The sequence below is a fragment of the Pseudarthrobacter sp. PvP090 genome (genome assembly GCF_040547365.1).
Lineage (GTDB): Bacteria > Actinomycetota > Actinomycetes > Actinomycetales > Micrococcaceae > Arthrobacter.
The window spans coordinates 95,648-115,624 of the sequence record NZ_JBEPPO010000005.1; the positions used below are offsets into that span (position 1 = coordinate 95,648).

Consider the following 19,977-nt stretch of genomic DNA (forward strand, 5'->3'; position numbering starts at 1 on the left):
ACACGCAGAATGACCGTCGCCCAGGCCGTCGTCGAATACCTGTCCCAGCAGTACACCGTCGATTCGATTGGCGGCCAGGACTTCCGGGAACGGCTGATCCCGGGCACCTTCGGCATCTTCGGCCACGGCAATGTCGCCGGCGTCGGCCAGGCCCTCAAGCAGTACCAGCAGCTCGATCCCACGATCATGCCCTACTACCAGGGCCGGAACGAGCAGGCCCAGGCGCATCAGGCCGTCGGCTACGCCCGCCACACCCGCCGCCGCCAGACCTTCGCGATCAGCACCTCGATCGGCCCGGGTTCCTCGAACCTGCTCACCGGCGCTGCCCTGGCTACCACCAACCGGCTGCCCGTGCTCCTGCTGCCGAGCGACACCTTCGCCACCCGCGCCGCGGACCCCGTCCTGCAGCAGCTCGAGCAGCCCTACGCCTACGACATCACGGTCAACGACGCCTTCCGGCCGCTGTCGAAGTTCTTCGACCGCGTGTCCCGGCCCGAGCAGCTGTTCTCCGCGTTCCACCACGGACTCCGGGTGCTGACGGACCCGGCCGAGACGGGCGCCGTGACCATCTCCCTGCCCCAGGACGTCCAGGCCGAGGCCTTCGACGTGCCCGAGGAGTTCCTCGCCGAGCGCGAATGGCGGATCCGCCGCCCCGACGCCGACGATGAGGACATCCGCCGCGCCGCCGACGCGATCCGCGCCGCCAAGCGCCCGCTCATCATCGCCGGCGGCGGCGTCCTGTACGCCTACGCCAACGAGGAGCTCGCGAAGTTCGTCGAGCTGACCGGCATCCCGGTCGGCAACACCCAGGCCGGCGTCGGCGTCCTGCCCTGGGACCACAAGTTCTCCCTCGGCGGGATCGGCTCCACCGGCACGACGGCGGCCAACGCCATCGCCGCCGAAGCGGACCTGATCATCGGGATCGGCACCCGCTACGAGGACTTCACCACCGCGTCCCGGACCGCGTTCCAGAACCCGGACGTGAAGTTCATCAACATCAACGTCGCCGCGATCGACGCGTACAAGCACGGCACCTCCCTGCCGATCGTCGCCGACGCCCGCAAGGCCCTGATCAAACTGAACCAGGCCCTCGGCGGCTACCGGATCGGCGCCGACCTGGAACAGCGGATCGCGGCCGAAAAGACCCGCTGGGACGCCACCGTGGACGAGGCCTTCGGCACCCGGTTCACCCCGCTGCCGGCGCAGAACGAGATCATCGGCGCCACGAGCCGCGCGATGGACGCGCAGGACGTAGTGATCTGCGCCGCCGGGTCCCTCCCGGGAGACCTGCACAAGATGTGGCGCGTCCGGGACCCGTTCGGGTACCACGTCGAATACGCCTACTCCTGCATGGGCTACGAGATCCCCGGCGGCCTCGGCGTCAAGCGCGCGGCGCTGGCCGAAGCCGCGAAGGGCGGGGCGCAGCGCGACGTCGTCGTGATGGTGGGGGACGGTTCCTACCTGATGATGCACACCGAGCTGGTCACCGCCGTCGCCGAACGGATCAAGCTGATCGTGGTCCTGATCCAGAACCACGGCTACGCCTCGATCGGCTCGCTCTCCGAATCGCTCGGCTCGCAGCGCTTCGGCACCCAGTACCGCGCCCTGGACGAGGAGCACCACAGCTTCGACGACGGCGAGCGGCTTCCCGTGGACCTGGCCCTGAACGCCGAAAGCCTCGGCGTGAAGGTGATCCGGATCGAACCGGGGGAGAAAGTCATCGCCGAACTCGAGCAGGCCGTCCGCGACGCCAAGGCGGCGCCCGAACGCGGCGGCCCGATCGTCATCCACGTCGAATCGGACCCGCTGCTGGACGCCCCCAGCTCCGAATCCTGGTGGGACGTCCCGGTCTCCCAGGTCTCCGAGCTCGACTCCACGAAACAGGCCTTCCAGACCTACGTCGACCACAAGAGCCGCCAACGCAAGCTGCTCGGCTGATCCCGGCACCCTGAGCCATCCCAGATTCCAACCCCCAAGGACATTCCCATGACCACCGTCACCGCCACCAAAACCATCCACCACTTCATCAACGGCGTCGAGTCGGCCGGCGAAGGCAGCCGCACCCAGCCCGTCTACAACCCCGCCACCGGCGCCGTCACCGCAGAGCTGCGGCTGGCCAACCGGGCGGACCTGGACGCCACCGTCGCCGCCGCCCGCGCCGCCGCCGACAGCTGGGGCGACATCTCCCTCGCCAAGCGCACCGGTGTGCTGTTCAAGTTCCGCGAACTCGTCGCGGCCCACATCGACGAACTCGCCGAACTGATCACCGCCGAGCACGGCAAGGTCCTCTCCGACGCCAAGGGCGAAATCGGCCGCGGCCTGGAGGTCATCGAATTCGCCTGCGGCATCCCGCAGCTGCTCAAGGGCGACTACTCGGACCAGGTCTCCACCGGCATTGACGTCTTCTCCTTCCGCGAGCCGCTCGGCGTCGTCGCCGGCATCACCCCGTTCAACTTCCCGGTCATGGTGCCGCTGTGGATGGCGCCGATGGCGATCGCCACCGGCAACGCCTTCATCCTCAAGCCCTCCGAACGGGACCCCTCCGCCTCGATGCTGCTGGCCAAGCTGTGGAAGGACGCGGGCCTGCCCGACGGCGTCTTCCAGGTCCTGCACGGGGACAAGGAAACCGTCGACGGCCTCCTGACGCACCCGGACGTGGACGGTATCTCCTTCGTCGGCTCCACACCGATCGCCCAGTACGTCCACGAGACCGCCACCAAGCACGGCAAGCGCGTCCAGGCCCTGGGCGGGGCGAAGAACCACGCCATCATCATGCCCGACGCCGACCTCGACAACGCCGCCGACCACCTCGCCGCCGCCGCCTTCGGCTCCGCCGGTGAACGCTGCATGGCCATCTCGGTCGCGGTCGCCGTCGGCGAGGCCGCCGACCTGCTGGTCAAGAAGGTCGAGGAACGCGCCCTCGCCGTCAAGGTCAACAACGGCACCGTGCCCGACGCCGAAATGGGCCCGGTCATCACCCCTGCGTCCAAGGACCGGATCGTCCGGATCGTCACCGAAGCGGAGTCCGCCGGAGCCGCGATGGTGGTGGACGGCCGCGTCCTCGTCGTCCCCGGCCACGAGGACGGGTTCTGGGTCGGCCCCACCGTCCTGGACCACGTCAAGACCGAAATGACCGCCTACAGCGAGGAAATCTTCGGACCCGTCCTCGTCGTCGTCCGCGTCGAGGACCTGGACGCCGGCATCGCGCTGATCAACGCCAACCCCTACGGCAACGGCACCGCCATCTTCACCTCCTCCGGCGCCAACGCCCGCAAGTTCCAGCGCTCCGTCACCGTGGGCATGATCGGCATCAACGTGCCGCTGCCCGTCCCGGTGGCGTACCACTCCTTCGGCGGCTGGAAGGCCTCGCTCTTCGGCGACAAGCACATGTACGGTCCGGAGGGTGTGTCCTTCTACACCCGCGGCAAGGTGGTCACCTCACGCTGGCCCGAACCCACCCACGCCTCCGGCGCCTCCTACAACTTCCCGTCCAACTAGCGACTAGCGACCCAACTACCCACAATCGACTGCTCCACAACCGCCGTTTTGAGCGTCCATAACGGCACTTGCGGAGCAGTCGATGAGAAGGAAATGGCAATGACTGAGAACAAGCTGATCATCGGCACCGCGCCGGACTCCTGGGGTGTCTGGTTTCCGGATGACCCCAAGCAGACCCCGTGGGAACGCTTCCTCGACGAGGTCGCCGAATCCGGCTACAAGTGGATTGAACTCGGCCCCTACGGCTACCTCCCCACCGACCCCGCCCGGCTCGCCGAGGAGCTCAAGGCCCGCGACCTGCAGATCTCGGCCGGCACCGTGTTCACCGCCTTCCACCGCGGCCTCGACCAGTGGGAATCCGCGTGGGAGCCGGCCCGCAAGGTCGCCGAACTCACCGCCGCGATGGGCGGGGAGCACATCGTGGTCATCCCCGCGATGTGGCGCGACGACGTCACCGGCGAGGCGGTGGAAAGCGGCGAGCTGACCGAAAAGGCCTGGGCCGACCTCTTCGCCGGGCACAACCGCCTCGGCAAGACCCTGTTGGAGGACTTCGGCCTGAAGCAGCAGTTCCACTCCCACGCCGACTCCCACGTCGGTGCGCAGGAGGACATCGAGACCCTGCTCGCCGCCACGGACGGCCAGTACCTCAACCTGTGCCTGGACACCGGGCACGCAGAGTACTGCGGGGCCTCCAGCCTGGAACTGATCAAGAACTACCCGGACCGGATCGGCTATTTGCACCTCAAGCAGATCAACCCGGACATCCTCAGGAAGGTCAACGCGGAGAACATGACCTGGGCCGCCGCCAACCTGGCCGGCGTCATGACCGAACCGCCGAACGGGCTGCCGGACCTGCGCGCCGTCATCGAGGCCGTCGAGGCGCTGAACCGGCCGATCTTTGGCATCGTGGAGCAGGACATGTACCCCGTGGCCTTCGATGTCCCGATGCCGATCGCCAAGCGCACCCGGAACTACCTGCTTTCCTGCGGCTCCCGCACCGCTGTCAACTAGACGTCAACCAGAACTGAGGACAAGACCATGACCAAGACCCTCCGCGTTGCTGTCATCGGCGCCGGCCGTATGGGCGCAGACCACATCCAGCGGCTCAACACCCGCATCCGCGGCGCGGAAGTTGCCGCCGTCGTCGACGTCGACCTCGCCCGTGCGCAGGCCGCGATCGAAGGCATCCCGGGCGCCGTCGCCCTGGCCGACGCCGACGAGGCCCTCAACAACGGCGACGTCAACGCCGTGCTGATCGCCACCCCCGGCTTCCTGCACGAGGACATCCTGCTCAAGGCGATCGCCAAGGACATCCCGATCCTCTGCGAAAAGCCGCTCACCCCGGACGCGGCGTCCGCCTGGAAGATCGTCCAGGCCGAGGAACAGCTGGGCCACCAGCGCATCCAGGTCGGGTTCATGCGCCGTTTCGACGCCGAATACGCCGCCCTCGGCAAGATCATCCGCGACTCCGAGCTCGGAGAGCTGCTGATGCTGCACCACCAGCACCGCAACCCGACGACCCCGGCGGGCTTCACCAACGAGATGCTGATCAACGACTCCGTGGTCCACGAATTCGACGCGATCCGCTACTTCACCGGCGAGGAAATCACCTCCGTCCAGGTCCGCCTCGGCAAGGCCACCCGGAACGCCCCGGCCGGCCAGCACGACCCGCAGCACGTGCTGGTCGAGACCGAATCCGGCGTCCTGGCCGACGTCGAAATCTACGTCAACGCCAAGTTCGGCTACGAGGTGGCCACGCAGGCCTCCTTCGAGGACGGAATTGTGAGCATCGGCGGGGACAAGGGCCCGTACACCCGCAGCAACGGCCGCTGGGGCGGCGAGGTCACCCCCGGCTTCGAGGAACGCTTCGGCGCCGCGTACGACGTCGAAATCCAGTCGTGGGTGGACGCCGCCCTGCGCGGTGAGATCGGCGGCCCGACGGCCTGGGACGGATACGCCACCGCGGCCTGCTGCGAGGCCGGCGTCGAGGCGCAGAAGAACGGCGAAAAGGTCGCCGTGAAGCTGAACGCCAAGCCTGACCTCTACCGCTAGCCGCCGCGAAGAACGGGAAGGGGGCCGCGGCCCCCTTCCCGTTCCTGCCGGTCCCGCACAACCTGACCGATCCACCATGGAGTGTTCCGAAGTGAAAATCGCCCTTGATCCAACGCCCTTCCACCACTCGCACAGCCTGCTCGAGTTTCCCCGGGTGGTGGCGGACCTCGGCTACAAGTACATGCAGATGACCCCGCACGCCGATTTCATCCCGTTCTTCAACCACCCGAAGGCCGACGACGAGCTGGTGGGCCTGCTGGCCAAGGCCTGCAAGGACGCCGGGATCGAAATCGCCTCCGTCCTGCCGGTGTTGCGCTGGTCCGGCCCGGATGAGGACGCCCGCGAAGCGGCCGTCCGTTACTGGAAGCGTGCCATCCAGATCGCCGTGGACCTGGGCGTCAGCACCATGAACACCGAATTCAGCGGACGCCCGGAGAAGGCCGAGGAATCCGAGCGCGCGTTCTACCGCTCCATGGAGGAACTGCTGCCGATCATCGAACGCGAAGGCATCGACCTGCTGATCGACCCGCACCCGGACGACTTCGTCGAGGAGGGCCTGGCTGCGATCCGGGTGATCCGCGGCCTGAACTCCAAGAACGTCGGCCTGGTCTACGTCGCCTCGCACAGTTTCCACATGCAGAACGCGCCGCTGGAGATCATGCGGGCCGCGGGGGACAAGCTCCGCCTGGTCCACGTCGCCGACACCATGGACCACCACGCCTCGCACGGGCTGCGCTACATCACCAACCCGCCCGGAAACCCGGTCCGGGTCCACCAGCACCTGAAAATCGGCGAAGGCGACGTCAACTGGGACGAGTTCTTCGGCGGCCTCAAGGAGATTGGCTTCCTCGACCGGGAGGACACAGTGATGGTCTCCAGCGTCTTCGCCGAGGACGACAACGCCGCCGAGGTCTCCCGCTACCAGCTGGACACGATGAACAACTACATCGAAAAAGCACGGTAGCGGCCGCACTATGCAGAAAACGGACAACACACTCACCAGCTCTTCGACCCCGTCCCCGGGAGGCCCCGCCGGCCCGGCCGGTGCCGGCGCGAACCCCAGGAAATTCATGCGGCGGGTCGCGCTGTTCTCGACCTTCGGCGGCCTGCTCTTCGGCTATGACACCGGGGTCATCAACGGCGCCCTGCCGTTCATGCAACGCGACCTCGGGCTGACACCGCTGACCGAAGGCCTGGTCACGTCGACCCTGCTGTTCGGTGCGGCGTTCGGCGCCATCACCGCCGGCCGGCTGTCGGACCGTTTCGGCCGCCGCCGCACCATCATGGGCCTGGCACTCATCTTCGCCGTCGCCACCGTCGCGTGTTCCCTCGCCCCCACGACGGAACTGCTGGTGCTGGCCCGGACCGTCCTGGGCCTGGCCGTCGGCGGGGCATCGGTGATCGTGCCCGTGTATCTCGCGGAAATGTCACCGGCTGCCCAACGCGGGCGGATCGTCACGCAGAACGAGCTCATGATCGTCACGGGGCAGTTCCTGGCCTTCACGTTCAACGCCGTCCTGGGCAATGCCTTCCCCGAGGCCTCCCATGTGTGGCGCTGGATGCTGGTCATCGCGACACTGCCGGCCGTTGTGCTGTGGTTCGGCATGCTGGTCCTGCCCGAAAGCCCGCGCTGGCTGGCATCGGCCGGACGCTTCGGCGAGGTCCTCGAAGTCCTGCGCAAGACCCGCGCGTCGGCCGATGTCTCAACGGAATTCGATGAGGTGCGGCAGGCGGCCCGGGAGGACTACAAGTCCAAGCTCGGAACCTTCCGCGACCTCACTGTGCCGTGGATCCGCAGGATTTTTGTGGTGGGACTGGGCATGGCGGTCATCAACCAGATCAGCGGCGTCAACGCCATCATGTACTACGGCACCTCGATCCTCTCCAGCTCAGGCTTCGGGGACCAGGGCGCACTGATTGCCAACGTGGTCAACGGCGTCACCTCCGTGGTCGCCGTCGTCGTCGGCATGTCCCTGATGACACGGGTCCGCCGGAAGCCGATGCTGGTCGTCGGCCTGATCGGGACGTCGTCATCGTTGCTGGCCATTGGCCTGATCTCGATGCTGATCCCGGAAAGCACACTCCGCGGCTATCTGGTGCTGCTGTTTATGGTGACGTTCCTGGCCTCTATGCAGTCCTGCATCGGCACCGTGACCTGGCTGACGATGTCAGAAATCTTCCCGATGCATGTCCGCGGGATCGGCATGGGCATCTGCGTGTTCGTGCTGTGGATGATCAACTTCCTGATCGGATTCTTCTTCCCGCAGATGGTCGCCTGGATCGGCGTTTCCATGACGTTCTTCATCTTCGTGGCCATGCAGCTGGCGGCGATCGTCTGGGTGAAACGCGTGGTCCCGGAAACCAAGGACAAGAGCCTGGAAGACCTGGAGCACTACTTCAAGAACGCGGCCGCCAAGCAGCCCGTCAGCGCGTAGCCGTATACGCACAAAGCCCTGTCCCCGCGATGTGACGCGGGGCAGGGCATTGTGCGTGTTGCAGCGTGGCTAGACGTGCGCGTGCAGCGTCGGCAGTGCAGCGACCAGGGGCGCCAGTTCCGGCACCTCCTGCGCCTCGGCCAGCGCACGCTCCAGCGTGGCGTCATGGCTGGGCCGGGCCTCCTCCAGCAGCTTGATGCCACTCGGGGTGAGCTCGGTGTAGATCCCGCGGCGGTCATCGGCGCACAGGATCCGGGTCAGCAGTCCACGGTCCTCCAGCCGGTTGACCAGGCGTGTGGTGGCGCTGGCGCTCAGCGCCGTGGCCCGGGCCAGTTGCTGCATCCGCATGTGCCAGCCGTCCTGCCGGCTCAGCGCGTCCAGCACCGTGTACTCCACGACGGACAGCTGTGCCACAGCCTGCAGCGAGCGCTCCAGCTCCGCCTCGATCAGTCCGTGCAGGGCCGCCAGGGTCCGCCAGCCTTGCGCCCGGACCTCGACGGCGTCGTCCTTGATGCCCATCAGTTCTTCCCTTCAGATCAGCCTGCCCCGCCCCAAAACCCCGGAGCGCAGGCAGCCCACAAATTAGTTGCTTGCGCGGCATAGTTGCTTGTGCAACAATAAATAACGCGTCTGCAACTAATAGCTTACGCTTCGCTTTTCTTTCCGTACAGTTTTTGAAGGAGCTCCTCCATGCCAATCGGCCTGATAGCACTCGCCCTCGGCGGGTTCGGGATCGGACTCACCGAGTTCGTCATCATGGGCCTGCTGCCCGAAGTGGCCGCAGACTTCCAGGTCAGCGAGGCGACGGCGGGCTGGCTCATCTCCGGCTACGCGCTCGCCGTCGTCGTCGGGGCCCTGCTCCTGACGGCCGCCGTGACACGCTTTGAGCGCAAGCCGGTGCTGGCCGTGCTGATGGTGCTGTTCATCGCCGGCAACCTGGTCTCGGCCGTCGCGCCCGACTACTTACTGATGATGATCGGCCGCATCATCGCGGCACTCGCGCACGGCGCCTTCTTCGGCATCGGCGCGGTGGTCGCCGCCAGCATGGTCGCCCCCACCAAAAAAGCCGGTGCGATCGCCATCATGTTCACCGGGCTGACGGCGGCCAACGTCCTGGGCGTTCCGTTCGGCACGATGCTGGGCCAGGCCGCCGGCTGGCGGTCCACCTTCTGGGCTATCACGGGGATCGGTGTGCTCGCCCTGGTCGGCATCCTCACCCTCGTTCCGAACACCGGTTCGGGCCAGGACGCCGATGGGTCTGCCGGCGGCGGACTCCGCGGGGAACTGCGCGCCTTCCGCTCCGGCCAGGTCTGGTTGTCCATCCTGGTCACCATCCTGGGCTACGGCGGCATGTTCGGCGCCTTCACGTACATCGCTTTCACGCTCACCGAGGTGACCGGGTTCTCCGCCTCCACCGTGCCGTGGCTGCTCATCCTCTTCGGCGTGGGCCTGTTCATCGGCAATACCGTGGGCGGTAAGGCGGCGGACCGGAACGTGGACCGCACCCTGCTCGTGGCGCTCGCCGTGCTGGTGGTGGTCCTCGTGGTCTTCGCCCTCACCGCCGGCAACCAGCCGATCACCATCGCCTCCATGGTGCTGCTGGGCGGCTTCGGCTTCGCCACGGTCCCCGGGCTGCAGATGCGCGTCATGAAGTACGCCACCACCGCCCCCACCCTGGCGTCGGGCGCCAACATTGGAGCCTTCAATGTGGGCAACGCGCTCGGTGCGTGGATGGGCGGCGTGACCATCACTGCCGGCCTCGGCTACACCTCGCCCATCTGGGCCGGCGCCGGGATTACGTTGCTGGGCTTGGGGGTCATGGTGTTCGCGGCGGCCGCTGCGAAGCGGCACGACGCCGGGCGTACCGGCGGGCAGGCCGGGCACGACGGCGGCGCCTTCGGATCCCGTGTCGGCGTCGGCGCGGAGAGCGAACAGGAGAGTGTGGAACTCCAGCGAACCTAGGTCCCGTGTGCCTCCAGCTTGGTGGAACTGCCGCGTCGAAACGATAAGCAACGGTCAACCCGCAGATAGAAGCAGGAGCCATTGCGGGAGATGGTCCTCGAGGGGCTCTGGCCAGGGCAGGTCCTCCATGTTTGCGGCGGAGAATTCGTGTCCGGCTGTGAATAGGTGCCCGTCCGGGAAGGGGTCCGGCGGCGGGTCGAGGTCGGTATCCCAGCCTGGATACGCGGGCAGGCCTGAATCCATCAGTGTGTCCGGGAGCGTCTCGGCGGCCAGGATGCCGGGTGGCCAGTGGGGTGGTTCCCAGTCCTGTTGTTCGCTGGGGTAGTACCGGCCTGAGGGTGAGGTCCAGCCGGGTGGTGTGTCTTTGTTGGCCCCGGAGGGTGTCCAGGCTGAGGCGTGTTTGAGGCGGTGGTGTTTGCGGCAGGGCTGTCCGAGGTTGGAGATCCCGGTGGTGCCTCCGTCGGCCCAGGCCAGGAGGTGGTCGGCGTCGTTGTCCAGGGACGGGTTGTTGCAGCCGGGGAAGGGGCATCTGCCGTCGCGGAGCCGGAGCCATTGGCGCATCGTCTTCGTGAGGCGGTAGCTGTTCCGGCCGATTTCCAGCGGGGCCCCGTCCCGGGGGTCGATCAGGACCCGGTGGAACGAGCCGGCGCCGTCGGCGACCAGCCGCCGGGCCATCGACGGCGGGATCGGACCGTACCCGTCCAGCATCGCCGGTTCCTCCGTGGCGCCGAGGAGGGACAGGACGGGCACGGTGATGAGGACCTGTGCGCGCGGGACCGGCACCTCCCCGCAGGCACCCTCGCACCCGCCGGCACCGTTGTCCGCACCGCCGCCGGCCGGGCTGCCCGAAGTCCCGCCGCAAATGCAGGGGCCGGTGTTGAGGAGCAAGGTGGCGGCGATGTCGGCGCGGAGCTGGGTCAGGGTGCGTGTCTCGTCCGGGCCCTGGAGGGCGCGGGCGGCGGCGGTGGTCCGGTCCCAGATCCCCGCGGCGGTATCTGCCGGCAGGTACGCGGAGAACCAGGCCATCCCGTCAGAGTCGGGGCGGAATTCGACCCGCCGGTCTTTCGCGCTTCTGGCGTGGCGTTTCTCGATGCTGTCCGGGTGGTGGCGTTCCCGCCAGGTGCGGGCCTTGCTGCGGAACCGGTACGGGACGAGTTCCCCGGCCGGGCAGCCCCGGGCCGGGTTGGGCGCGTCGGGGTCCAGGAAGTGCGCCTCCAGCGCGGCCGCCCCGGCCGGGTCCAGGTTCGCGGTTTCATCCACCATGGCCCGGGCGTGGTCCCAGGAGATCGTCCCGGCACCCAGCGCCGCCAGGGTCAGCGGCAAACGGTTCGTCAGGGCCAGACAGTCGCCCAGAAACGCCCCGGCGGTCCCCGCTCCCACCGTCAGGACACACGCGACCTCAGCAGTCACCGCCATCTCCTGGCACCTGGCGTCCTGCAGGGTGACCGCCGGTGCCGCCAGGGCGTGGGTGGCCCGCACATAGGCCGCCGCCAGCAGCACCTTCAACGCAGCAAACCTCGCCTCCACCTGGGCCATGTCGCCCAGGCCGTCCAGGCAGGCATCCGCCAGATCCCGCAACGGATCGTCCCACAACGGGCCAGCCCCGGACGGACCAGTCCGATCAGAAAAAGACGGACCAGTCTGATCAGAACAGGACAAATCAGCGCGGTCAGCGCCGCCCCCGGCGACGGAATCCAGCGCCGCAGTCAACGCCGCGACGGCCGCCAGTGCCTCCCTTACCTCCGCACTCCAGTCCGTGCTTTCCATGAACCCATCAAATCAGGAGGCTACGACAATTCTGATGCTGCATCCGCGGTCTGCCTTAGCCCTGCACCTAGGGGCCGTCCGGCGGCTTCTTTACGAGCTGAACTGATTTAGTTACGTGTTTACATCCTAATGTCAGGACAAACTATTGACATGAGTGAGCTAAGTCACCATGATCGAGATAGGCATTATTCCGGCGGCTGCAAGGTAGCAGCCCGGAGCTGAAATCAAAGGAGATTCACGGTGGCTAAATTTTCCTGGCGCAAGGCGACCCTGGTGGCAGCGGTTGTGCCGATGTTGGCAATGAGTGCATGTTCAAGCACCGGCGGCAAGCCCGCGGATACCGGCAACGCGGCCGGCGGCGGACAGGTCGCCACAACGGAACGGATGAAGATCGCCCTGATTACCCACGCCGCAGCAGGGGACACCTTCTGGGACATCGTTCGCAAGGGTGCCGAGGAGGCATCGGCGAAGGACAACGTTGAGCTCCTCTACACGTCCGATCCCGAAGCCGGCCGGCAGGCCCAGCTGATCCAGCAGGCCATCGACCAGAAGGTCGACGGCATCGCGGTCACGCTGGCCAAGCCCGAAGCCCTCAAAGATGCGCTGCAGAAGGCCACCGCCGCCGGCATCCCGGTCGTCAGCCTCAACGCCGGTGAAGGGGTTTCGACGCAGCTCGGAGCGTTCACCCACTTCGGTTCCAACGAGCAGCTCGCAGGCCAGGCCGTCGGCGCCAGGCTCGCGGCGGAGAACTTCAAACATCCGGTCTGCGTGATCCAGGAGCAGGGCCACGTCGGACTCGAAGCACGGTGCGCCGGCGTCAAGGCGAAGGTGCCCGGAACGGAAATCCTTTACGTCGAGGGCAAGGACATGACCTCAGTCCAGTCCACCGCGACGGCCAAGCTCCAGGCTACCAATGACGCCGACGTCATCATCGGCCTCGGCGCCCCCATCACCCTGACTCTCCTCAAGTCGGTCACGGATGCCGGCAGCTCTGCCAAGGTTGCAAGTTTCGACCTGAACGCGGATCTCGCCCAGAAGATCGTGGATGGTGCAGTTCTGTTTACCGTGGACCAGCAGCCGTGGCTGCAGGGCTACGGAGCCATTGACGCGCTGTGGCAGAACAAACGCGGCGGATTCAGTATTGGCGGCGGTCAGTCGGTCCTCACCGGACCGAGCCTCGTCGACAAGTCAAATGCGGCCGAAGTCCTGACCTTCGCCCAGCAGGGTATCCGCTAACAGCCCGCTGGCCGGGCCGGTACACGCCGGCCCGGCAGCAAGGAGATCTATCATGACCATGACCCAGACCAAGACAAAGTCGCCGGCGCCTGATGAGCGCGTCGCCAAGCGCAGTCCGTTCCAGAAGCTGCTCGGACGTCCCGAGGTCGGTGCCCTGGTGGGCGCGATCGTCCTCTTCATCTTCTTCGCGTTGGTGTCCCCGACCTTCACCCAGCCCAGCGCCCTTGCGACCATTCTCTACGGTTCCTCCACGATCGGGATCATGGCCGTGGGGGTCTCCCTGCTGATGATCGGCGGGGAATTCGACCTCTCCACCGGTGTCGCGGTGATCTCCTCGGCCCTGACGGCGTCGATGTTCAGCTGGTACTTCAGCACGAACGTCTGGGTCGGTGTCCTCCTGGCCCTGGTGGTGTCGCTGTCCATCGGTTACATCAACGGCTGGATCCTGATGAAGACCAAGCTGCCCTCCTTCATCGTGACCCTGGCGACCTTCCTGATGCTGACCGGCCTGAACCTGGGCCTGACCCGCCTGATCGGCGGCTCGGTGTCCTCCCCGTCGATCTCCAACATGGACGGCTTCGCCTCGGCCCGGGCGGTGTTCGCCTCCTCGGTGAGCATCGGCGGCGTCGACGTCAAAATCACCGTGTTCATCTGGTTCGCGCTTGTCGCGGTCGCGACCTGGGTGCTGATGCGGACCCGGGTAGGGAACTGGATCTTCGCCGTCGGCGGGGACGCGAACGCCGCCCGCGCCGTGGGTGTCCCGGTCAAGGCCACCAAGATCGGCCTCTTCATGGGCGTCGGGTTCTGCGGCTGGATCCTGGGCATGCACAACCTCTTCGCCTTCGACACCGTGCAGTCCGGTGAAGGCGTGGGCAACGAATTCCTCTACATCATCGCCGCGGTCATCGGCGGCTGCCTCCTGACCGGCGGCTACGGCTCGGCGATCGGCGGCGCGATCGGTGCGTTCATCTTCGGCATGGCCAACAAGGGCATCGTCTACGCCCAGTGGAACCCGGACTGGTTCAAGTTCTTCCTGGGCCTGATGCTGCTGCTGGCCACCATCGTCAACCTCATCGTCAAGCGCCGCGCGGAACTCAAGTAAAGGGGCCATAAGCGAAATGAATGCCAAAGAAATCGACCAGCAAACGCTGCTGCAGCACGAAAAAGACCCCCTCACCCACACCCCCGTGCACCTGCTCTCCCTCGAGGGCGTCGGCAAGCACTACGGCAACATCATCGCCCTCTCCGACGTCACCATGGCCGTGGACAACGGCCGCGTCACCTGCGTCCTGGGCGACAACGGCGCCGGCAAATCCACACTGATCAAGATCATCGCCGGCCTGCACCAGCACGACGCCGGGGTCCTGAACATCATGGGCGAAGAACGCAAATTCTCCTCCCCCCGCGACGCCCTGGACGCCGGCATCGCCACCGTCTACCAGGACCTCGCCGTGGTGCCGCTGATGCCGATCTGGCGGAACTTCTTCCTCGGCTCCGAACTCACCAGCGGCTTCGGCCCGTTCAAGAGCATGGACGTCGAGAAAATGAAGGAGATCACGCTCAAGGAACTCGCCGAAATGGGCATCGACCTCCGCGACGTGGAACAGCCCATCGGCCAGCTCTCCGGCGGTGAACGCCAGTGCGTCGCGATCGCCCGGGCCGTGTACTTCGGTGCGAAGGTCCTGATCCTGGACGAGCCCACCGCCGCGCTGGGCGTGAAGCAGTCCGGCGTCGTGCTCCGCTACATCCTGCAGGCCCGTGACCGCGGCCTTGGCGTCATCTTCATCACCCACAACCCGCACCACGCCTTCCCCGTCGGCGACCGGTTCCTGCTGCTCAAACGCGGCAAGTCGATCGGCTACTACGACAAGAAGGACATCACCCTCGACGAGCTCACGGCGCAGATGGCCGGCGGTGCCGAACTCGCCGAACTCGCCCACGAACTCGAACAGCTCGGCGGCCACGGCGATGTGGTCAAGGAAGTCCAGGGCGAAGTGGCCGAGGTGGCGCAGACGACCGGCAAGACTTACTAGCAGCACGGGGAGCAAGGCCAGCCCGTCCGGGCACGGCCCTGCTCTTTCCTGCGGCCGAGCCGCTGCGCGGAGACCTCGGCCGCGGCCCCGCACCGGCCCCACCCTCACACAGTCGTGAATTATTGAAAGGACGAGCCCATGGCTTACCTGAATCGGGAGTCCACCAACCTTCCCCTGCCCGTGCGGATCGGGCTCATCGGCTCGGGCTGGATGGGTGCCTTCCACGCCGAGAGCATCGCGCGACGGGTCCCCGGCGCCGAGCTCGCGGCCATCGCCGACCCCAATGTGGAGTCCGCAGCGGCGCTGGCCTCCGTCCTGGGCGCCGGCAAGGTGACGGCCGACGCCGCCGACATCCTGGCCGACCCGGAAATCGACGCCGTGATCATCGCGAGCCCGGCGCGCTTCCACTCCTCGCTGATCGCCCAGGCCGCCGCCGCCGGAAAGCATGTTTTCTGCGAGAAGCCGGCCGGACTGGGGCTTGACGAGCTCGACGCCGCCCTGTCCGCCGTGGAGGCGGCCGGCGTGCACTTCCAGATCGGCTTCAACCGCCGGTACGCGGACGACTTCCAGGCCGCCAAGAAGGACCTCGCCGCCGGCACCGTCGGGACGCCGCAACTGCTGCGCTCCCTGACCCGGGATCCGGGCACGGGCAGCATTCCCAATGCGGCCAGGGTCCCGGCCTGGACCGTCTTCCTGGAAACCCTGATCCACGACTTTGACACCCTGAACTGGTTCAACGAAGGCGCCGAACCGGTGGAGGTCTACGCCATTGCCGATGCGCTGGTGGAACCCGGGCTGCGCGACCAGGGCTTCCTGGACACGGCTGTTGTGACCATCCGCTACAGCAACGCTTCCATCGCGGTGGCCGAGGCGAACTTCAGCGCCCTCTACGGCTACGACATCCGCGGGGAAGTCTTCGGCTCCAAGGGGATGGTGCAGGCCGGGCGGGCCACGGAAACCGCAGCCCGCCGCTACACCGCCGACGGGATGTCGGCCGACACCCCGCGGCTCAACGTTGAGCTCTTCCGGCAGGCCTACACGGACGAACTCGCCGACTTCGCCGATGCCGTCCGCGCGCGGCGGGACGGCACAGCGCCGTCGTCGTCGGCCGCTTACTCCCTCACGCCCGGCGCGGCCGACGCCCGGCGCGCGCTGGCCATGGCGCTGGCCTGCATCGAATCGGTCAAGCGCGGCACCCCGGTCGCCGTCAATACGGCGACGGGCAACACGGTTGCCGTCAACGAGACGGCGGTCCTCTGATGCGCCTTGCCGTCTGCGCTGAGATGGTCTTCACCGAGCTGCCGTTCACGGAGCGGGTGCGCCGGATCCATGAGGCCGGTTTCGACGTCGAGCTCTGGGACTCGCGGACCAAGGACATTGGCGCGCTCAAGGCCACCGGCGCGGTGTTTTCCTCCATGACCGGCTACACCGCCGGCAGCCTGGTGGATCCCGACACGGCGGACGAGGTGGTGCGGACGGCGGAGTCGCTCATCCCGACGGCCCTGGAGCTCGGCGTGAGCCGGATGGTGGTGCACCCGGCTGAACTCATCGACGGCCAGGCAGCCCGTCCGGTCTACCGGTCCAGCGGCCACATGTGGACCACCGGTGCCAGGACCCTGGAACGGCTCGGCAGGCTCGGTGAGAAATACGGGGTGACGTTCTGCCTCGAAAACCTCAACACGATCCTCGACCACCCCGGCATCCCGCTGGCCCGCGCCAAGGACACCCTGGCGCTCGTGCAGGCGGCCGGGCACCCGAACGCCAGGCTCATGCTGGACCTGTACCACGCCCAAATGGGGGAGGGGAACCTGATCGAGCTCGTCCGGAGCGCCCTGCCGTACCTCGGCGAAATCCAGGTGGCGGATGTTCCGGGCCGCTGCGAACCCGGGACCGGGGAAATCAACTACGCTGCTGTCGCCCGGGCGCTTGCGGAGGCCGGCTACGACGGCACCGTGGGCATGGAAGCCTGGGCCAGCGCCGACAGCGACGCGGCCCTGGCGGCCTTCCGGGCGGCATTCACCGTGCCCGCACGACACACGAAAGTTGAAGTATGAAAGACGTCATTCTGGGACTGGTCGGGGTGGGGCGGATCGGCGTCATGCACGCCAACAACATCGCCGCACTCAACGGAGTCCTCAACCCGCAGGGCATCAACGTCCGGCTCCGGCTCACCGACGTCGCCGAAGACCACGCCCGGGGCATCGCCGCGGGGCTCGGTGCCGAGTTCCTGCCTTCGGTGAAGTCGCTCCTCGCGTCCGGGCTGGACGGACTCGTCATCGCCACCGGAACCGGGACCCACCCGGAGCTGATCAAGGCCGGTGTGGACGCCGGCATCCCGGTGTTCTGCGAGAAACCCGTCGCCCTGAACGTGGCGGACGCCCTGCCCGTGCTCGACTACATCCGGGAGCGGCACGGCGTCGTCCAGATCGGCCACCAGCGCCGGTTCGACGCCGGCTACCAGGAGGCCCGGCGTGCCTACCAGGCCGGGGAGCTGGGCTGGATCCACTCGCTGCGCGCTGTCACCTGCGATATGGCACCGCCGCCGGTCGAGTTCCTGGCCAGCTCCGGCGGGCTGTTCCGGGACTGCTCGGTCCACGATTTCGACATCCTGCGCTGGCTCACCGGCCGGGAAATCGTCGAGGTCTACGCGAGGGGCTCCAACAATGGGGACCCGGCCATCGGGGAAGCCGGCGACGTGGACACCGCCCTCGCGCTGGTGACGTTCGACGACGGCACCGTGGGAACCGTCTCGGCCACGCGGTACAACGGGGCGGGCCATGATGTGCGGCTGGAAATCCAGGGCTCCCGGAGCTCGCTCATGGTGGGCCTGGACGACAAGACCGCCTTGGCCTCCGCCGAAGCCGGGGTCTCATTCCCGGCCGGGGAGCCGCACCGGACCTTCGCCGAGCGGTTCGACCAGGCCTACCGTTCCGAGATGGCTGCCTTCGTCGAGCTGATCCTGGGCCGCCGGGACAACCCCTGCACGCCGGAGGACGCCGTGGCCGCCTCCCGCGTGGCCGACGCGGCGCAGGAATCCCTCGCGACCGGCGTGCCGGTCCGCGTGGTCCAGACCGTGGCCCGCTGAAAAGACGCTCCACCCCGGTTCCGTCACCGGAGTGGAGCTGCACAAGAACCCCGGGGACCAGTTCAGAACTGGTCCCCGGGGTTCTTTTGTCTGGACTGCCGACTTCTGGCTGCGCCGTGCCGTCAGGCGCCGAAGGGCAGCCGCGGGTCGAGGTTCTGGCCTTCCCAGGTCTGGCGGATCCAGCCGTGGTGTGGGTCGTCGCTGATGAGCCAGTCGCGGACCGGGCCGGGGCCCGCCATCACGTTGAGGTAGTACATGTCGTAGCCCGGGGCCGCCATGGCAGGGCCGTGCCAGCCGTAGGGCACCAGGACGACGTCGCCGGTCCGCACCTCCGCGGACACATCAATGGGACGCTCGTCCGAGGCGTACACGCGCTGGTAGCCGATCGCGTCGTCCGCCCCCGGCCGGGCCGGAGCGCCGGGGGAGACCCGGGTCTCGAAGTAGTAGATCTCCTCGAGGTTGGTCTCGCCGTCCTTCTCCTCGTCGTGCTTGTGCGGGGGGTAGGAGGACCAGTTGCCGGCCGGGGTCAGGACCTCGCAGACGATGAAGCGGTCAGCCTCCAGCGCTGCGGGGGTCCCGAAATTGTGGACCTGGCGGGAGCAATTGCCGGCCCCGCGCAGTTCGACCGGGGTCTCCGCGGCCGTGATCAGGCGCGTCGGGTAGGAGGCCTTGGCCGGGGCGGTGGCCACGGCGACGCGTCCGCCGTCGGCCGAACTGATGGTCACGGCCTTCCCGGTCCCCGTGTAGAGGACGTCGCTGGGGCCGCTGAAGACACTCTCCCGGCCCGCCAGCCGGTACTCCTCGCCGTCGACGGACACCGTGAACGACCCGTTCAGCGGGACCACAATGCGTTCCTCGTCCGCGGCGGGAAGTTCGACGGCGGCCGCGGCGGCCAGGGTGGCGACCTTCAGCCCGGTGTGGGCCCAGCCGTCCACCGCCAGCGTGGAATCGGAGGTGCCCAGGGAGACGTCCCAAGTGCCTTGGGCGGCGGTGCCGAGCGGATAGACCCAGTTGGCCATGAGTTTCTGCCTTTTCGTTGTCGCGCCGGAAGACGGCGGGGGGTGCTGCTGGCGGGTAGGGGTGCCTAGCGTTGGACGAGCGTCATTTCGAAGCTGTAGGAATCCGCGCGGTAGACGTGGTGGCCGGTCTCCACCTGGCGCCCGGTGTCGTCGACGGCGGTGCGTTCCATGGTGACGAGGGCTGAGCCGGGAGTGGTTTCCAGCAGGGTGGCCTGGTAGTCGTTGGCGATCATGGCGCCGATCCGCTGTGAGGCGAGCCTGAAGTTCACGCCGCCGTTGCGGAGGATCGCGTAGAGGCCTTGTGAGCCCAGGAGCGCTTCGTCGATGGCGGTGATGTCATCGCGGACCCAGTTCTCCATCAGCGCCAGCGGCTTTCCGCCGACCTTCCGGAGCCGGGTGAAGTGATAGACCTTCGCGCCGGCGGGAATCTGGAGTGCTGCCCGGGTGGCGGCGTCGGCCTCATCGTGGGAGAAGCTCAGCACCTCCGTGGTGGGTTTGCTGCCGTTGTTGCTGAGGTCGTCGAAGAGGCTGGAGAGCTCGAGGGGGCGCCGGACCTGGCTGGAGACCACCTGGGTGCCGACGCCGCGCTTGCGCACCAGCAGGCCCGAGCGGACCAGTTCGTCCATGGCCTTGCGCATGGTGGGGCGGGAGAGGTTCAGCTGTGCGGCAAGGTCGATCTCGTTGTCGAGACGGCTGCCCGGCGGAAGGATCCCGCCGTGGATCGCGGCCTCGATACCCTGGACCACCTGGTGGTAGAGCGGTACGGGGGAGGACCGGTCGACGTTGAGATTAAGTTGGTTCGCCACTTTTTGAATAGCCACTGTTGAAGCGCTCCCTTGTGCCACGGACCCGGGCCCAGGTTGGGCCGCCGGTCACGTTCTTCCGCATAT

General features: G+C 67.4%; 17 protein-coding genes. 13 read left to right on the forward strand and 4 right to left on the reverse strand.

Features of this window, described 5'->3' with window-relative positions; genetic code table 11:
• Positions 1-9: 9 nt before the first annotated feature.
• From iolD to ABIC21_RS07275, 6 genes are all read left to right on the forward strand, one after another.
• Positions 10-1,938: a 3D-(3,5/4)-trihydroxycyclohexane-1,2-dione acylhydrolase (decyclizing) gene (gene iolD, locus ABIC21_RS07250; protein WP_354349734.1), complete on the forward strand. Its 1,929-nt coding sequence runs from the start codon at positions 10-12 to the stop codon at positions 1,936-1,938.
• 48 nt (positions 1,939-1,986) lie between these two features.
• Positions 1,987-3,498 (forward strand): CoA-acylating methylmalonate-semialdehyde dehydrogenase, encoded by a 1,512-nt coding sequence (locus ABIC21_RS07255; protein WP_354349735.1) that lies wholly within the window; start codon positions 1,987-1,989, stop codon positions 3,496-3,498.
• Positions 3,499-3,597: 99 nt separating this feature from the next.
• Positions 3,598-4,509, forward strand: a complete 912-nt coding sequence (locus ABIC21_RS07260; RefSeq protein WP_354349736.1) for a sugar phosphate isomerase/epimerase family protein — start codon at positions 3,598-3,600, stop codon at positions 4,507-4,509.
• Positions 4,510-4,536: 27 nt separating this feature from the next.
• Positions 4,537-5,550 carry a Gfo/Idh/MocA family protein gene (locus tag ABIC21_RS07265; protein ID WP_354349737.1) on the forward strand — a complete coding sequence of 338 codons (1,014 nt, stop codon included), beginning with the start codon at positions 4,537-4,539 and terminating at the stop codon, positions 5,548-5,550.
• Positions 5,551-5,641: 91 nt separating this feature from the next.
• A complete protein-coding gene (locus tag ABIC21_RS07270) occupies positions 5,642-6,514 on the forward strand; it encodes a sugar phosphate isomerase/epimerase family protein (RefSeq protein ID WP_354349738.1) in 873 nt (290 codons plus the stop codon).
• A gap of 10 nt (positions 6,515-6,524) precedes the next feature.
• Positions 6,525-7,985 (forward strand): sugar porter family MFS transporter, encoded by a 1,461-nt coding sequence (locus ABIC21_RS07275; protein WP_354349739.1) that lies wholly within the window; start codon positions 6,525-6,527, stop codon positions 7,983-7,985.
• A gap of 69 nt (positions 7,986-8,054) precedes the next feature.
• Here the strand turns inward: ABIC21_RS07275 and ABIC21_RS07280 are convergent, their stop codons facing one another.
• Positions 8,055-8,504 (reverse strand): MarR family winged helix-turn-helix transcriptional regulator, encoded by a 450-nt coding sequence (locus ABIC21_RS07280; RefSeq protein WP_307463632.1) that lies wholly within the window; start codon positions 8,502-8,504, stop codon positions 8,055-8,057.
• 171 nt (positions 8,505-8,675) lie between these two features.
• On the opposite strand from ABIC21_RS07280, the gene ABIC21_RS07285 reads away from it, so the two are divergent.
• A complete protein-coding gene (locus ABIC21_RS07285) occupies positions 8,676-9,947 on the forward strand; it encodes an MFS transporter (RefSeq protein ID WP_354349740.1) in 1,272 nt (423 codons plus the stop codon).
• Positions 9,948-10,001: 54 nt separating this feature from the next.
• Here ABIC21_RS07285 and ABIC21_RS07290 read toward each other — a convergent pair whose 3' ends face one another.
• Positions 10,002-11,714 carry an HNH endonuclease signature motif containing protein gene (locus tag ABIC21_RS07290; protein WP_354349741.1) on the reverse strand — a complete coding sequence of 571 codons (1,713 nt, stop codon included), beginning with the start codon at positions 11,712-11,714 and terminating at the stop codon, positions 10,002-10,004.
• Positions 11,715-11,954: 240 nt separating this feature from the next.
• Here ABIC21_RS07290 and ABIC21_RS07295 point away from each other — a divergent pair, with 240 nt between their 5' ends.
• The 6 genes from ABIC21_RS07295 to ABIC21_RS07320 all read left to right on the forward strand — a co-directional run bounded on the left by ABIC21_RS07295 (position 11,955) and on the right by ABIC21_RS07320 (position 18,068).
• Positions 11,955-12,950, forward strand: a complete 996-nt coding sequence (locus ABIC21_RS07295; protein ID WP_354349742.1) for a substrate-binding domain-containing protein — start codon at positions 11,955-11,957, stop codon at positions 12,948-12,950.
• A 52-nt stretch (positions 12,951-13,002) separates the two neighbouring features.
• Positions 13,003-14,052, forward strand: coding sequence for an ABC transporter permease (locus ABIC21_RS07300; RefSeq protein WP_354349743.1), 1,050 nt, complete (start codon positions 13,003-13,005; stop codon positions 14,050-14,052).
• Between the two features lie 16 nt (positions 14,053-14,068).
• Positions 14,069-14,983, forward strand: coding sequence for an ATP-binding cassette domain-containing protein (locus ABIC21_RS07305; RefSeq protein WP_354349744.1), 915 nt, complete (start codon positions 14,069-14,071; stop codon positions 14,981-14,983).
• A 138-nt stretch (positions 14,984-15,121) separates the two neighbouring features.
• A complete protein-coding gene (locus ABIC21_RS07310) occupies positions 15,122-16,243 on the forward strand; it encodes a Gfo/Idh/MocA family oxidoreductase (RefSeq protein ID WP_354349745.1) in 1,122 nt (373 codons plus the stop codon).
• Positions 16,243-17,037, forward strand: coding sequence for a TIM barrel protein (locus tag ABIC21_RS07315; RefSeq protein ID WP_354349746.1), 795 nt, complete (start codon positions 16,243-16,245; stop codon positions 17,035-17,037). Before ABIC21_RS07310 ends, ABIC21_RS07315 begins: the two co-directional genes overlap by 1 nt.
• Positions 17,034-18,068, forward strand: a complete 1,035-nt coding sequence (locus ABIC21_RS07320) for a Gfo/Idh/MocA family protein (RefSeq protein ID WP_354349747.1) — start codon at positions 17,034-17,036, stop codon at positions 18,066-18,068. The genes ABIC21_RS07315 and ABIC21_RS07320 overlap by 4 nt, the downstream gene beginning before the upstream one ends.
• A 122-nt stretch (positions 18,069-18,190) precedes the next feature.
• Here ABIC21_RS07320 and iolB read toward each other — a convergent pair whose 3' ends face one another.
• Entirely contained in the window at positions 18,191-19,087 is an 897-nt protein-coding gene (iolB, locus tag ABIC21_RS07325; RefSeq protein ID WP_354349748.1) for a 5-deoxy-glucuronate isomerase, read from the reverse strand.
• Positions 19,088-19,152: 65 nt separating this feature from the next.
• Entirely contained in the window at positions 19,153-19,893 is a 741-nt protein-coding gene (locus ABIC21_RS07330; protein ID WP_354349906.1) for a GntR family transcriptional regulator, read from the reverse strand.
• Between the last annotated feature and the right edge of the window lie 84 nt (positions 19,894-19,977).